This is a genomic window from Spongiimicrobium salis (assembly GCF_043678055.1).
Classification (GTDB): Bacteria; Bacteroidota; Bacteroidia; order Flavobacteriales; family Flavobacteriaceae; genus Spongiimicrobium; species Spongiimicrobium salis.
The window spans coordinates 590528-605826 of record NZ_JBHEQA010000001.1; the positions used below are offsets into that span (position 1 = coordinate 590528).

The following is a 15299-nucleotide window of genomic DNA, read 5'->3' on the forward strand; positions in this document are numbered from 1 at the left end:
TATGCACTTGGTTTATGTCAATGCTGTGCGCATTTCGGGTGGACAACTAGCGTCCCCCTTTCATACCGCTCATCATCTGCATCATTTTTTTACCGCCACCGCCTTGCATCATTTTCATCATTTTTCCCATTTGATCAAATTGTTTCAGCAGTTGATTGACTTCCTGTATGGTACGGCCACTTCCTTTAGCAATACGTTTTTTTCTACTTGCATTCAATTTTGAAGGTGTTGCCCGCTCATCAGGGGTCATGGAATGTATGATCGCTTCCACATGTTTAAAGGCATCATCATCAATGTCTAGTCCTTTCAGGGCTTTCCCCGCACCCGGAATCATTCCCATAAGGTCCTTAAGATTCCCCATTTTCTTAATTTGTTGAATCTGACTCAAGAAATCATCGAAACCAAACTTATTCTTAGCGATTTTCTTTTGGATCTTTCTAGCTTCTGCTTCATCAAATTGTTCTTGGGCTCGCTCAACAAGGGATATTACATCCCCCATCCCCAAGATACGATCGGCCATACGGGAAGGGTGGAAAACATCTATGGCTTCCATTTTCTCCCCAGTACCGATAAACTTAATAGGTTTATCTACCACAGATTTAATGGAAATGGCAGCACCTCCACGTGTATCCCCATCAAGCTTGGTGAGGATAACTCCGTCAAAATTCAGAATATCATTAAAAGCTTTTGCGGTATTTACAGCGTCTTGCCCGGTCATGGCATCCACTACAAAAAGTGTTTCTTGAGGGGTAATGGCTGAATGAATATTGGCAATTTCATTCATCATTTCCTCATCAACGGCCAAACGACCCGCAGTATCTATAATCACTACATTATGACCATTGGTTTTCGCATGGGCAATACCTGCTTTGGAAATGGCTACCGGATCTGTATTTCCACGATCCGAGTATACCTCAACACCAATCTGTTCCCCAACCACATGAAGCTGATCAATAGCCGCAGGACGATACACGTCACAGGCAACCAAAAGTGGCTTCTTACTTTTCTTATCCTTAAGAAAGTTGGCCAATTTTCCGGAAAAAGTTGTTTTTCCCGATCCTTGTAAACCAGACATCAAAATTACAGAAGGCTTCCCAGAAAGATTGATTCCTTCGCTCTCTCCTCCCATCAATTCGGTAAGCTCGTCCTTTACAATCTTTACCATCAACTGTCCAGGTTGCAAAGTTGTCAATACATTTTGCCCCAATGCCTTCTCACGTACCCTATTGGTAAACTCCTTGGCAATCTTAAAATTGACATCCGCATCCAATAAGGCCCTACGAACCTCTTTGGTGGTTTCCGCTACATTAATTTCTGTAATTTGTCCATGTCCTTTAAGAACATGAAGGGCTTTATCTAACTTTTCACTTAAATTATCAAACATAATCTTATGCAATTATTGGGAAATGCAAAGAAAAGGAATATGCTATCGTTAGGCAAATGAAAGCCCTATTTACATGGGATATTTTAAGGGTATTCGCTTATTTTTTCACAAAATGTTGTCGCTAAAAAACAAAAGCCTTGAGGAAAGATTCAATACAGCCTACCAGACTGCACATCATCGCAGTCCATTTGCAAAAGTAGTTTGTCGTAGATGGTCCCGAAAAGGCGTACCCTGCCTTCTCCTGTATCATGGGCGATCCAACTAAAATTGAGCTGTTCGTAATTTTCAAATTGAAGTTCCACGATCACTCCGTCATCCGAGGGAGATATGGTCCATTGGCCCACTTCAGTAGTATTTCCATCTTCAAAAAGTACGGTATTGTCGGGCATAAAGGTCAAGCGGCCTTCTTCCAAAGGCACCTCTTCCTCATTTCTGGTCAAACGCGTAATATCCCAAGGACAAGACACCAAACGCCCCCTTAGGTTTTCTTCGGTAAAATCATCGTCACTATGATCATCATCGTCATCTTCATCACAGGCTCCTACCGCATTCAGTAATACTTGGGTCAACTCCGTAGCATCATTTGCATTGATTCTAGTACCATTGGCCAATTCCAAGCCTATGGGAAAACGAATACTGATAAAATCATCTGGGGAAAGTCCATTTAGATATCGCGTGAGCTCTTCGTCGGAGTTAACAGCATCTGTATCTGTAAATTGGGCTTCTACCCTAAAGGAAAAAAAAGTGAGTGGATACACAAAATCCACGCATTCTATATCAAGGTCGTCTCCTCCTTCAACACAGGCGTTCGCAATAGCATCAAACTCTTCCATACTGTTTACAACTACTTGTGTAAAATCTGGTTTTTGTACTGTTATGGGCACAAAAATGATAATTTGATCTTGATTGTCCTCATCGGCATCCAATAGCTCTTCCACCTCAATAAAATCATCTACGGAATCTATGGACAAACGTTTGTCATTCACTTCTATGGTATAGGGAAACACTAAGGAGACACAACTTACACCATCTACAATATTATCAAAAGAGCCATCATGTGCCGCTGTTCTTTTTAGTAGTCTGGTCATTGGGGAATTTACGGAAATAGCATCTCCATTTGCAGTCATAGGAGGCTCATTGGTTTCTACCTGACATGCCATTACATGTAGGAGCAACAAAACTATTCCAAAGCTTTTTAAATGTCTATAAAACTTTTCCATAACGATTCAAAGTTCGTTGATTTGCCCCCACTATACAACAACAGTAAAAAAAAATACCCTACTTATTTTCTTTTTTTAAGATATCTTTGAAAAAAATATTCGGACCTATTGGATACTAAAAATATAGAAAATGTATGTGAAGAACAAGTCTTCAGTTCCCTTTTCAAAGCGAACTCCAAAACCATTTTCAATTATATCTATTATAAGTTTGGTAACGAAGAAAAGGCCTATGATGTTGTGCAAGAGGCTTTTTTAAAATTATGGGAGAACTGTCTAAAAGTACATCCGGATAAGGCAAAGTCCTATGTATACACTATTGCCAACAACACCTACCTCAATATTATTAAGGCCGAAAAAGTACGTCTTAACCATGCCAAAAGCCGGAACGATACCTTTAACGAAACTCCTGAATTCTTGTTGGAAGAAAAACAATATCAAGAGAAATTGGAGCGGGCTCTGGCCAGTTTGCCTGAAAATCAGCGTACCACATTTTTACTGAATAGGATCGACGGAAAGAAATATGCCCAAATTGCCGAAATGGAGGGGGTTAGTGTTAAGGCCATTGAAAAAAGAATGCATTTGGCGTTAAAAAGTCTACGCCAACATATTGATGGTATATAAAAATTGACTTAAAAAAGGATGATATGCGGGCATACCATCCTTTACATTATAGTAGGGTTCACTGTTTATTTTTCCAACACCAATGTACGTAGGTGACCGTATTCGTCCGTATCCTTCAGCTCAATACGATTTGTAGTGATGGATACAAAATCCCAGTCGTCCGTCAATTCCTCAAAGAGCGTGTTCCCCTCAAAATTCAAGAACACTTTTAGGAATTGCTCATTATCTCTAAGCACTCTCCACAATCCTTCTAGGATGGGATCTGAACCTTCACTTACCGTTACCCGGTTGTCCTGGTCAAAGGCCAGACTATATCCCTCATAGGCGCTGGTTTGGTCTACACCATCATTCATATATTGCGCTACCGTCCAGGCACCTCCAAATAAAATATTTCTAATTTCAGGAATATCATCATCTCCATTAGCCTCGCATTCTCTCAGCAATACCAATTCAAAACCTTCAACTTCGAATTTCAATCGAGAATCATCCAAATCGCGCAATGGCCATTCAAAACTTACTCCAGGTTCCGACCCCATGGTGATTGCCAAAACCAAAACTCCTTGGGCATTCTGACCAATTTCCCAGCTTCCAGTAGCTGTATTTTCTCCATTACTCAAGGTCACAACACCGTCTCCTTCAAAACTAAAGGCATAACCTAGCAAACGACGTACTTCCTGTCCCTCATTTTTTACTTTCTTGATGATCCAAGAACATTCCCTTAAGATTTCTCGCAAAGTATCAGGGTCTTCATTTTCGTCCATTTCGCACCATTGCTTTAAAATAATACGATTGCCTTCTCCATTGAAAAGCTTAATGCCACGTTCTCCAATATCATACACCATCCATTCCAAAGTAAAATCGACCAAAACATCAAATTCCAAGCGAAGCAGGGCACCATTATCCGTAACACGTGTGGCCCAGCTACCGATAAGGTTATTCCCTTCCCTATCACGAACTACAACCTCACCATTTTCTCTAAAATTCATGGCATACTCAAAGAAGGTATCCGTTCTATCTTGATTATCTCTTTTCACTTCTTTTACCAACCATGGGCATTCTACTAAAAGATGATCCAAACGCTCTTTGGTAAAATCATCATCATTAAAATCATCGTCATCATCCTCATCACAAATATCTTTGGCACGTTCCAGCGCATCTTGCAATTCCATATTGCTATTGACCACTTTTGTTGTTCCATCAAAAAGTGCTAAAGTCACAGGATAGTCGACTCCTACAACATCGCCTTCCTCCAAATTATTAAAAAAGCGACGTAATTCCAGGTCACTATTGATTTCAACCCTAGCGGTCTGTTCATTATTGGCATCATAGGTAAAAAGGGTAATTGGATATACGAAATCGATACATTCAATATCGTCATCATCTCCATTTTCAATACAGCTTTCCACCAATTCCCTTAAGTCAGCAGGACTATTGATGGTAATTTCAGTAAAATCGGCAAGTGTTATCGTAATAGGGAATATAATTTCTAAAATATCATCATCAGTATCCAAGGCATCAAAAATTTCTTCAATCAACTGTAGATCTTCCCTAGAAGTAATGGTAAGTTCCAATCCATTTACGGCAACAGTATACGGGAATTTAATATCAATACAACTTGCACCGTCCACGACATTGTCAAAGGATCCGTCATTGGAAGCCGTTTTGGAAATTAATTCAGCAATTGTTGAATCCGCAGATAAGGTTTCTTGTTGACGCAACAAATCGACCTCTTCAAATTCTTCATTACAAGCGCTAAAAATAAGGGTCATCAGGAACATGATGACATACATCGGAAGTTTAAAAAAATGTTTCATAAAGTTTGGGATTTTTATTTGTTTCTGTTCATGTAAAACAATCCGTTTTTTAAAAACCCTACCTTTTTTATTTTTTCAAGTTTCATTTTTACACATCAAAAAAAGTCTTCAAACCCTTAATACAAAGGGGTTTACACAATCTTAAAAATATACGTGGTATTGGGGTAAAAAAAATCCCAGCGAAGAAACCTCTGTCCAATTCAAGGATGAAAATTATTCAAAAACAATAGTCTTCGTTCCCTTTCCATGAACCAGAAAATGATATCCAACGCAGCGAGACAAAACCCCTTGGGCTCCATTCTTTTTTGGCGTGGATTTTATACTGAATTGCTCATGAAAACAATAGTTGTTTTTTTACGTTATGGAAATTAGGCATGATTTATACCCTCATTTCAATATTTTTAGGACCGCATGAAGTAGGGTTAACCAGGGATTGAAGACCAAATAAAATTCTATATTTGATGTTTTTGTATAAAGATTATAACGATATATGGTAGGGTATTCCTATTTTTAGTTGTTATACTAATCAATAGTGACTGAAAGATGCAAGAAAATTATTTGGCAAAATGGTTGAATAACGAACTTTCCGAGGAAGAGTTGGAAGAGTTCAAAAAAACCGATGCCTATCATTCATATCAGAAAATCATAGCTGCTTCCGAGACTTTGGAAGGGCCCGATTTTGATATGGAGAATACCTATAACACTATTAAGGCCAAACGAGTTCATGAATCTTCTAAAGTAGTTTCTTTATCTCCAATCAAGAAATGGTCTCGAATAGCCGCTGCAGTTATCCTTTTGATTACGGGCGCTTATTTTTTCACCAATTCATTGGACAAAACAGTGACTACCTCTTATGCGGAACATAGTGAGGCCATACTTCCCGATGCTTCTGAAATCATCCTGAATGCCGATTCCGAGATCAGTTATAATGAAAGCAAATGGGATGAAGATCGAAGTTTAACTCTAGATGGAGAAGCTTTCTTTAAAGTGGCCAAAGGAAAAAAATTTACCGTACAGACCACTATCGGAGAAGTTACCGTTTTAGGTACGCAATTTAATGTGGAACAACGTTCGGGCTTGTTCGAAGTAACCTGCTATGAAGGTTTGGTGCGTGTTACCCATAATGCTATTGAAACCGAACTCCCTGCCGGAAGTTCTTTCTTGGTCATTGATAATGATGTGAAAATAGTTCCTCCTACGAAATATAATGAACCCACTTGGATAAACGATGAAAGTTCGTTTACCAGTATTCCCCTTCTGTATGTATTACAGGAGTTTGAACGACAGTACAATATCTCTATGGACATTAAGGATATTGATACCGATCAGTTGTTTACCGGTAGCTTTAGCAATAAAAATATTGACCTCGCTTTAAAAAGTATTTGTGTCCCTTCTAAAATAAAGTTTAATTTAGAAGACGATAAGGTACTATTCTATGCCAAAAGCGAACAGTAAACACATTTCCCTTATTTTTTTGCTGTCTTTCCTTTTTACCATGTCCATTGGTAAGGCACAGGATTCCCTAGCTCAAAAAATACCTTTGATTTCCTATTTAGGGGAATTGGAAACCAGATTTGACATTAAATTTTCCTATGTAGATAGTGATATTGATGGTAGTAGCATACTTCCCATTGCACAAAATACACTCTCAGAAATCCTTAAGGCGATCGAAGGCCAGACTTCCCTGAAAATCGTAAAGCTCAATCCGCGTTATTACTCTATCGTAAAGCATACCTTGGTTACCATCTGTGGACGGGTGCTTGATAATTTTGAAAAAAATACGATCATGGGAGCCTCAGTGGAAGTATTGGATACCAAGGAAGCTATGGTCACGGATACCGAAGGCTATTTTAAATTTCGGGAAGTAGCCGAAACCGCGGTTTTACGCATTCAGTATTTAGGCTATAAACCTATGTATGTACAAGCCAATGATCTGGTCAAGACTCCCTGCGCTCCAATTTTAATGTCCAAACAATATCAGGAACTCAGTGAGGTAATTCTCTATAACTTCCTGACCTCAGGGCTAAGCAAACAAAAAGATGCCAGCATCCGTCTGAGTACGAAAGAATTTGGGATTATCCCCGGGCTTATAGAACCCGACATTCTACAGACCATTCAAGCACTCCCTGGGATTAAAAGCATCAATGAAACCGTATCCGACATCAATGTAAGAGGAGGCACCAACGATCAAAACCTTATTTTATGGGATGGCATAAAAACCTACCAATCTGGTCATTTCTTCGGTTTGATCTCTGCATTTAACCCTTATTTGGTAGATAAAGTGGATATTGTAAAAAATGGTACTAGTGTAGCCTATGGGGATGGCGTTAGCAGTGTAATCAATATCCAGACCAAAAATGAAATCACCTCCTCTTTTTCAGGTGGTGGTGGTGTTAATCTCTTGAGCGGGGATTTTTATGGGATATTGCCCATTACAGAACGCCTAGCTTTTCAATTTTCTGCTAGACGCTCCTTTACCGACTTCTTTGAATCACCTACCTTCAATCAATTCTTTGATCGTGTCTTTCAGGATACCGAAATTAGAACCGGACAATCCCTAAACGATAATATTGAACGGGAAGAGGACTTTTTTTATTCGGACTTTGCAGCCAAAGTATTGTATGACATCAACCCTACGCAAAAACTGCGGTTTAGTTTTCTGAACAGCAACAACCGATTGGATTATTTGGAACGATCTACAAATACGCCCAGATCTACGGAAAGTACTTTGGATCAAACCAATATTTCTGGAGGTGCCAGTTTAGAGAGCAATTGGTCCCCAGATTTTTCCAGCTTATTGAATGTGTACTATACCCGTTATAATCTAGATGCTTTTAGCAGTTCACAAAATAATTTGCAACAGCTTTTTCAAAACAATCAAGTGATTGATTTCTCCATAAAACTCAATACCGCCTATCGTTTTTTTGACCACCTCCAATGGCGCAATGGCTACCAGTTCAATGAAGTAGGGGTCGTAAATCTTACCGACGTAAGCCTTCCCCCCTTTAGAAGCAATAATAAAGGGGTTATTAGAACCCATGCCCTTTTCTCGGGCCTTGACTATAGTTCCCGTAATGAAAAACTAGATTTGAGAGGAGGATTCCGTTTCAACTATATTGAAAATTTGGATTCTTTCAAGGAACTCATCATTGAACCACGGATCAATCTCAATTATTCCTTTAGTAAAAAGATAAAGGCTACCTTATTGGGGGAGTTCAAAAATCAGACTACCAATCAGGTCATTGATCTGGAGCAAAACTTTTTGGGTATTGAAAAGCGCCGATGGATTTTGTCGGATGGGGAACGCTTGCCCATTACCAAAAGTAAACAGCTTTCCCTAGGCTTTACGTACGACCAAAAAAGTCTTTATATAGGCTTGGAAGGTTTTTACAAAGACGTTGACGGTATCAGTACCTCTACACAGGGGTTCCAAAATCAGAATCAATTTCGAGGAGAAATAGGAGGATATACCATTAAGGGCCTGGAATTTCTTATCAATAAAAAAACGGCCCGCTATAGTACCTGGTTCAGCTATACCTACAATGTAAACAATTATACCTTTGAGGACATTGTCCCCCCTACTTTCCCCAATAATCTGGATACCCGACATACCTTAACCTTTGCTGGAACCTATACCTATAAAAAATTAAAGCTTGGTCTTGGCGTGAACTATCGCACTGGAAAACCTATTACCGTACCCTTGGAAGGGGATGCCGGCATTGATAATACTAGTTTTCCCTTAGCTATTAATTTTGAACCCCCCAACAGCAGTAGGCTGCCCAATTACCTCAGGGTAGATGCTTCTGCCATTTACAATTTTGATTTGACTCCAGGAATCAAAGCCTCTCTTGGTGCTTCCATATTGAATCTTTTCAACCGTAATAATATTCTGGAAACCTATTTTATTTTAAACGACGAAGATGAAATAGAGCGTATAGAAAACATCTCGCTGGGCATTACTCCCAATTTAAGTTTTAGAGTGAGTTTCTAATTTGGAATAGGGCTTATTGAAATCAAAATTCAACATTTTTTTCATGGTGCTATACAAGGCGGGGAATTCCTTTTTGAATACAGCAGGGGTCTCTACATAATTTTCTACTGCAACAGCAAAGAATTCATGCAGATTGGTCTGACCATAGGCCCGAAAATATTTAGTATCCTTTACCTTCTGAATAAATTGGGAATCGCCCGATATCTTTTTCATTTTTTTCAATCCCTTTTTAAAATCGAAGCCTTGAAAGAATGATTTCCCCTTCATATTAAAGATCAAGGCATGGGCAAACTCATGAGCACCAAGATTGATATTGTCGTTGGGCAACTTAAAACCTTCCCGTAATTGATCGGCAGCAAAAACCAACGTTTTTAATCCTGCATTGTATTCTCCATAGTGGTCTTTTCTTGTAAAAATCGAATAATAACGTGAAGGGTAAACAATAATTCTTTTTACCGAATCCAGTAAGTAATCCCGATGTCCCAAAGTGAGCATTACTGCGGTGGCGCTAATCAACAAAATAATCTCGCCTTTGTCTTCTACCTCTCCATTAAAGACAATTTCTTTTCTTGATCTAAACCGAATGATCCGTTTTTTAAATTTATTTCGCTGGGCCAGAGATAGTTTTCGGTAAAAAGGCAAATGATAGGAAATAAAACCTTCTTCCCGTACGGATAGTTTCTTTAGACGAATATAAGGGTCAATAAAATATAGGGCTACCGCATAATACAACATATACAACACGGCCAAGGCTACCAATATGCAAAAAATCATAAAAGCAATCTCTACGGTTGACTTAACATCAATATAGAGCGCTACTCCTTGCATAAATTGGTTTTTCTTTTGTTAAATTGAACTACATTCTATCCGGCACATCCACTCCGAGTAGGCGTAAAGAAGACTTGATAAGCTTCCCTACTTTCTCGGATAGTTGCACCCTGAAAATTTTCTTTTGAAGATCTGGTTCTGGCAAAATAGGAACGTTTTGATAGTACGAATTAAATTCTTTGACCAAATCATAGGTATAATTCGCAATTAATGCCGGACTGTAATTTGTAGCGGCCAATTGTATGGTCTCTGGGAACAATTGCAATTGTTTCAACAACTCCTTTTCTTTTTCATGAAGTTCCGTTAGTTCGGCCACGGTATTGGAATATTCAAAATCTGCCTTTCTTAAAATAGACTGTATCCTAGCATAGGTATACTGAATAAAAGGTCCTGTATTTCCTTGAAATTCCACGGACTCCTCCGGATCAAAAAGAATTCGCTTTTTGGGATCCACTTTTAGGATATAATATTTTAAGGCAGCCAAACCAATGGTTTTGTACAAAGCCTGTTTCTCTTCTTCCGAAAACCCTTCCAGTTTCCCCAAACGCGTACAAATTTCTTCGGCTGTCTGGGTCATATCTATCATAAGGTCATCGGCATCAACAACAGTGCCTTCCCTACTCTTCATTTTACCGCTGGGCAAATCTACCATGCCATAACTCAAGTGATGTAATCTGTTGGCCCAGGAATAACCCAATTTTTGAAGGATGAGAAATAATACTTTAAAATGGTAATCTTGCTCATTTCCCACAGTATATACCATACCTCCAATGTCGGGCTGATCCGTTACCCGCTGTATTGCCGTACCAATATCCTGAGTCATGTATACGGCCGTGCCATCCGAACGCAATACAATTTTCTCATCAAGACCATCTGCCGTAAGATCGATCCACACACTTCCATCTTCTTTCTTAAAGAAAACTCCTTTTTCCAATCCATCGGCAACCACATCTTTCCCTAAAAGATAAGTATCACTTTCATAGTAGAGTTTATCAAAATCGACGCCCAAGTTTTTATAGGTCACATCGAAGCCCTCATATACCCAGCCGTTCATGGTCTTCCACAAGGCAACAACTTCTTGATCACCCGCTTCCCATTTGCGTAACATCTGTTGGGCCTTTAAAAGTATTGGAGCTTCTTTTTCAGCAACTTTAGGGTCTGTTCCTGCAGCTACCATTTCTTGAATCTCTTTCTTATACCACTTATCAAATGCTACATAATAATTCCCCACCAGCTTATCTCCTTTCAAACCTGTGCTCTGGGGTGTTTCTCCATTTCCAAGTTTTTGCCAGGCCAACATACTTTTGCAAATATGAATTCCACGATCATTGATAATTTGGGTCTTGTATACTTTCTTGCCCGCAGCCTTTAAAATTTGAGCAACAGAATACCCTAATAAGTTATTTCTGATATGCCCTAAATGGAGCGGCTTGTTTGTATTTGGGGATGAATATTCCACCATGACCGCATCTGCATCCAATGTGGTGGCATATCCGTAATCTTCAACAGCCCTGATATCTTCAAAGAATTTTAGATAAAAGGCATTACCAATGATGACATTTAGAAATCCTTTAACCACATTATACCCCTCTACTTCGGCAACCTGTTCTTTCAAAAAAGCGCCTATCTGTTCCCCAATTTGTACGGGATTTCCTTTGATATGCCGAAGCATTGGAAAAACAACAACAGTAATATCCCCTTCAAAATCTTTACGGGTAGGTTGAAATTCCACAGCAGGAAGTTCTTTTTCAAAAAGCGCTAAAGCAGCTTCCTTTACTTTAGCAGTCAAGATATCTTGAATATTCATCAATAAAAGCAATTTAAGCGTACAAAACTACGTAAAAAAATATGCTTTTAAGGGACCTAAAAGGTATTCCGCGCTATTTTGGTTAACTTTAAGTCCATACTTAAAAAATTGCCTTTCCCTATGCTTGTCAATGTATCGTACAATAACAAAGAGATTACTAAAAAAGTGGATGCCGCAGTGGGAAAACCATTTTCCCTGAAAGAACGCTTTTCTCTGGGTGGTATAGGATCTCCAAAATTGTTCATTACGGAAACGAGTTTGGAAATATACCATTTATTGATTTTGGACAATAATGTCAATACCTGCAATATAGAACTTCGCCCTAAAGGCATTATCGTCCGGTTTCGCTCGCTTTTAGAAACCTATGCCTTGGTGATTCCCTGGTACAAACTCACAATTTACAAGGGAGATTCAGCGATCTATTCTATTTTCAAGGATCATTATTTTATTAAGGTCAAATCCGATACCAAGGCCATTCAGAAATTTTTCAAGAAAATCCTGAGCTATAAAGCAAACCACACCCCTTCGTCCATCGGCGATTTGTAACGAGAACATAGTATGCATTGAAAACACCGTATTGAAGAATGCCTAAGCCTTTAAAAATATTACTTACCGGAGCAAATGGATATATAGGAATGCGCTTGCTACAAGAATTATTGCGTTTGGAACATCAGGTAATCTGTGCGGTACGAAATGCCGAAAGACTATCCATTGATACTCAGACCAGAGTCAAAATCGATATTATTGAAATCGATTTTTTAGATTCCCCATCTCCCCATAAGCTACCTCAAGATATCGATATTGCGTATTTCCTGATTCACTCTATGAGCTCGTCCACTAAAAACTTTGATGAACAAGAAGCTACTACCGCCCATCACTTTAATGCGTACTTAGCCCATACCCGTGTACAACAGGTCATTTATTTAAGTGGCATTGTCAATGACGCCCATTTATCTAAACATTTGTCCTCCCGAAAAAATGTGGAAGAGATTCTCTATAAGGGCGCATTTCATCTTACCGTCCTTCGCGCAGGTATTATTGTTGGTTCGGGGAGTTCCTCTTTTGAAATCATCAGGGATATTTGTGAAAAACTCCCTATTATGATAACTCCAAAATGGGTGTTGACAAAATCCCAACCTATAGCCATTAGGGATGTCATCTATTTTTTGACGGCAGTGCTTCAAAACCATCAAACCTATGACGACTCTTTTGATATTGGAGGCCCCAATATCCTGACCTATAAGGAAATGCTCAAGGGATACGCTAAAGTAAGGGGGTTTAAAAACTGGATATTCTCTGTTCCCGTTATGACACCAAAACTATCCTCCTATTGGTTGTATTTTGTTACCTCTACTTCTTATAAATTGGCCATCAACTTAGTAGACAGCATGAAAATGGAAGTTGTGGCCAAAGATCATCGACTTCAAGAACTTCTGAAATACAAGACACACACCTACGAAGAAGCCATTACCATGGCTTTTAAAAAAATCGCCCAGAACTCTGTTGTCAGTAGCTGGAAAGACAGCATGATAAGTGGACGTTTTAAAGAAAGTCTGGGGCAATACATTCAAGTTCCGAAATTCGGGGTATTGACGGACCAGAAAAAAGTCCTTCTTCAAAAACCAGAGCATACCTTAGAAAAAATTTGGCAAATAGGTGGCAATACGGGATGGTATTATGCTAACTGGTTATGGCAATTAAGAGGTTTTTTGGACAAACTGAATGGAGGTGTCGGTCTTCGAAGAGGAAGAACACATCCCGATAAAATTTCCCCAGGCGATGCCCTTGATTTCTGGCGTGTCCTTCTTGCCGACAAAAAAGAAAAACGACTTCTCCTTTTTGCCGAAATGAGGTTGCCGGGGGAAGCATGGTTAGAATTCAAAATTGATAAAAACAATATCCTCCATCAAACCGCCACTTTTCGCCCGAAAGGGATTCGGGGAAGATTGTATTGGTACAGTATTGTTCCTTTCCATTATTTTATCTTTGGAGGAATGATTAAAAATATTGCCAAAACCCCTTGACAAAAAATACCGCTGTGATTGCACTCGTACAAAAACGTCCGCTCCTATCTATTTCCATAGGCCTAGTTTTGATTTTTTCTATGGTTATTGGTGTATTTACAGAAGAAAGTTACCAGGGTATTGAAGCGGCTTCGATTTGGGTAAGGGACCTTTTCGGTTATTTTTACCTCTACTTAGGATTAGGTTGTGTACTCCTTGTACTGGGAATTGCCTTTTCTCCTTTGGGGAAAATAAAACTGGGAAAAGATCAGGAACAACCCGAACATTCCCTTTGGGCCTGGGTGTCTATGTTGTACAGTGCCGGGATGGGTGCCGGGATTCTACTCCGCGCTGTTCAAGAGCCCGTATTTATGCAGCAAAATCCCCCCTACGCTTCTGCTTTATCTGCTGAGATATTGGCCTTGGAATTTACTTTCTATCAATGGGGATTTACGGCTTGGGCCTTCTATGGCCTTTTTGCCATGGTCATGGGATACGCACTATTTGTTCGTAAAAAAACTGCGCGGGTAAGCAGTACTATTGATCAAAGCATTTCCAACAAATCTGTAAAAAATAGCATTGATATCATGACCATCATTACTACAGTTTTTGGTTTGATCGCAGCTACGGGGCTGGGAACGGCGCAGATCAATGGGGGTTTAAATCATCTTTATTCCGAAAATTTTGGTGTGGGGGCTACCATACTCCTAAGCATTTTGATAGCTGTACTTGCTTGTTTCTCTGCCTGGAAGGGAGTCAACAAAGGTATCAAGGTGATTTCCAAGCTCAACATTCTCATTACAATGTTGGTGCTGGCCTTTATCTTTTTAGTAAGTGATATGTCAACTATTTTAATGGCTTTTGCCGAAGCATCTCTGCATTATATCCTGGACCTCATTCCGATGAGTTTGGCCTTGGGAGGTTTTGATCCCGGCATTGCTTTTTTGACCGATTGGACGTTTTATTATTGGGCATTTTGGCTGGCCTGGGCCCCATTTACGGGTATTTTTATTGCCCGTATCTCTAGAGGAAGAACACTACGGCAATTGTTATTGGGCGTGATGATCATTCCTTCTTTGGGAACTTTCTTTTGGTTTTCGGTTTTTGGAACCTCTGCCTTTCAACTTATTGAGCATTGGGGCGTATATCAAAACGAATTTGGCAATGTGTTTTCGTCTATTTTTGTTTTTTTTGAACACTATCCTTTGGCAACTGTATTGAATATCACCACTATAGTTTTACTCATCAGCTTTTTGGTTACCTCGGTAGACTCTGCCGTATTTGTACTGAGCATGTTTACAGACAAAGGAAAAAAAGACCCTAGTAAAAAACATCGTATCCTATGGTCTTTCTTTATTTTATTGGCTACTATTGCCCTTATTCTATTGGGCAACGTTCATCCAGGAATAGATATTCTTCAGGCCGTGCAAAAACTACTCATCATTACTTCTTTGCCTTTTGCTTTTTTCATGGTCTTGATGATTTTTATTTTCTTGAAAGAAGTTTTGGGTAAAAGCAAAAAGGTAGCCGACTAATATGGTTTCAAAAAATAAATAGGTCCGTTAGTGTTCCGAGGAGTATCTTTCTTAAGATTATCCTTAATTCATGGTATCACCGCAATAATTGAATGC

Annotated in this window: 11 protein-coding genes; 6 read left to right on the forward strand and 5 right to left on the reverse strand. The window is 39.3% G+C overall.

Annotated features, from left to right (window positions below):
• Positions 1-46 precede the first annotated feature (46 nt).
• Both ffh and ACEXOE_RS02700 read right to left on the reverse strand, forming a co-directional pair.
• A complete protein-coding gene (ffh, locus tag ACEXOE_RS02695) occupies positions 47-1384 on the reverse strand; it encodes a signal recognition particle protein (RefSeq protein WP_394747188.1) in 1338 nt (445 codons plus the stop codon).
• A gap of 149 nt (positions 1385-1533) precedes the next feature.
• On the reverse strand, positions 1534-2604 hold the full coding sequence (locus tag ACEXOE_RS02700) for a hypothetical protein (RefSeq protein ID WP_394747189.1): 1071 nt from the start codon (positions 2602-2604) through the stop codon (positions 1534-1536).
• 123 nt (positions 2605-2727) lie between these two features.
• Here ACEXOE_RS02700 and ACEXOE_RS02705 point away from each other — a divergent pair, with 123 nt between their 5' ends.
• Positions 2728-3225: an RNA polymerase sigma factor gene (locus ACEXOE_RS02705; protein ID WP_394748486.1), complete on the forward strand. Its 498-nt coding sequence runs from the start codon at positions 2728-2730 to the stop codon at positions 3223-3225.
• Between the two features lie 65 nt (positions 3226-3290).
• Here the strand turns inward: ACEXOE_RS02705 and ACEXOE_RS02710 are convergent, their stop codons facing one another.
• Entirely contained in the window at positions 3291-5039 is a 1749-nt protein-coding gene (locus ACEXOE_RS02710; RefSeq protein WP_394747190.1) for a hypothetical protein, read from the reverse strand.
• 543 nt (positions 5040-5582) lie between these two features.
• On the opposite strand from ACEXOE_RS02710, the gene ACEXOE_RS02715 reads away from it, so the two are divergent.
• A complete protein-coding gene (locus tag ACEXOE_RS02715) occupies positions 5583-6494 on the forward strand; it encodes a FecR family protein (protein WP_394747191.1) in 912 nt (303 codons plus the stop codon).
• Positions 6475-9030, forward strand: a complete 2556-nt coding sequence (locus tag ACEXOE_RS02720; RefSeq protein WP_394747192.1) for a TonB-dependent receptor — start codon at positions 6475-6477, stop codon at positions 9028-9030. The genes ACEXOE_RS02715 and ACEXOE_RS02720 overlap by 20 nt, the downstream gene beginning before the upstream one ends.
• Here ACEXOE_RS02720 and ACEXOE_RS02725 read toward each other — a convergent pair.
• Positions 9007-9858, reverse strand: coding sequence for a zinc-dependent peptidase (locus tag ACEXOE_RS02725; protein ID WP_394747193.1), 852 nt, complete (start codon positions 9856-9858; stop codon positions 9007-9009). The genes ACEXOE_RS02720 and ACEXOE_RS02725 overlap by 24 nt on opposite strands.
• Positions 9859-9886: 28 nt before the next feature.
• Complete coding sequence (gene argS / locus ACEXOE_RS02730) at positions 9887-11665, reverse strand: arginine--tRNA ligase (RefSeq protein ID WP_394747194.1); 1779 nt, start codon at positions 11663-11665, stop codon at positions 9887-9889.
• A 120-nt stretch (positions 11666-11785) separates the two neighbouring features.
• Here argS and ACEXOE_RS02735 point away from each other — a divergent pair, with 120 nt between their 5' ends.
• The 3 genes from ACEXOE_RS02735 to ACEXOE_RS02745 are packed head-to-tail and all read left to right on the forward strand — an operon-like array spanning position 11786 to position 15203.
• A complete protein-coding gene (locus ACEXOE_RS02735; protein ID WP_394747195.1) occupies positions 11786-12211 on the forward strand; it encodes a hypothetical protein in 426 nt (141 codons plus the stop codon).
• A 38-nt stretch (positions 12212-12249) separates the two neighbouring features.
• Positions 12250-13689, forward strand: coding sequence for an SDR family oxidoreductase (locus tag ACEXOE_RS02740; protein ID WP_394747196.1), 1440 nt, complete (start codon positions 12250-12252; stop codon positions 13687-13689).
• 14 nt (positions 13690-13703) lie between these two features.
• On the forward strand, positions 13704-15203 hold the full coding sequence (locus ACEXOE_RS02745) for a BCCT family transporter (RefSeq protein ID WP_394747197.1): 1500 nt from the start codon (positions 13704-13706) through the stop codon (positions 15201-15203).
• Positions 15204-15299: the final 96 nt, after the last annotated feature.

Excerpts from the sequence above, each read along its gene's own strand:
- ffh (WP_394747188.1), bottom strand. The coding sequence starts at position 1,384 with ATGTTTGATAATTTAAGTGAAAAGTTAGATAAAGCCCTTCATGTTCTT.
- ACEXOE_RS02715 (WP_394747191.1), top strand. The coding sequence starts at position 5,583 with ATGCAAGAAAATTATTTGGCAAAATGGTTGAATAACGAACTTTCCGAG.
- ACEXOE_RS02725 (WP_394747193.1), bottom strand. The coding sequence starts at position 9,858 with ATGCAAGGAGTAGCGCTCTATATTGATGTTAAGTCAACCGTAGAGATT.
- argS (WP_394747194.1), bottom strand. The coding sequence starts at position 11,665 with ATGAATATTCAAGATATCTTGACTGCTAAAGTAAAGGAAGCTGCTTTA.
- ACEXOE_RS02700 (WP_394747189.1), bottom strand. The coding sequence starts at position 2,604 with ATGGAAAAGTTTTATAGACATTTAAAAAGCTTTGGAATAGTTTTGTTG.
- ACEXOE_RS02740 (WP_394747196.1), top strand. The coding sequence starts at position 12,250 with ATGCCTAAGCCTTTAAAAATATTACTTACCGGAGCAAATGGATATATA.
- ACEXOE_RS02735 (WP_394747195.1), top strand. The coding sequence starts at position 11,786 with ATGCTTGTCAATGTATCGTACAATAACAAAGAGATTACTAAAAAAGTG.
- ACEXOE_RS02720 (WP_394747192.1), top strand. The coding sequence starts at position 6,475 with ATGCCAAAAGCGAACAGTAAACACATTTCCCTTATTTTTTTGCTGTCT.
- ACEXOE_RS02710 (WP_394747190.1), bottom strand. The coding sequence starts at position 5,039 with ATGAAACATTTTTTTAAACTTCCGATGTATGTCATCATGTTCCTGATG.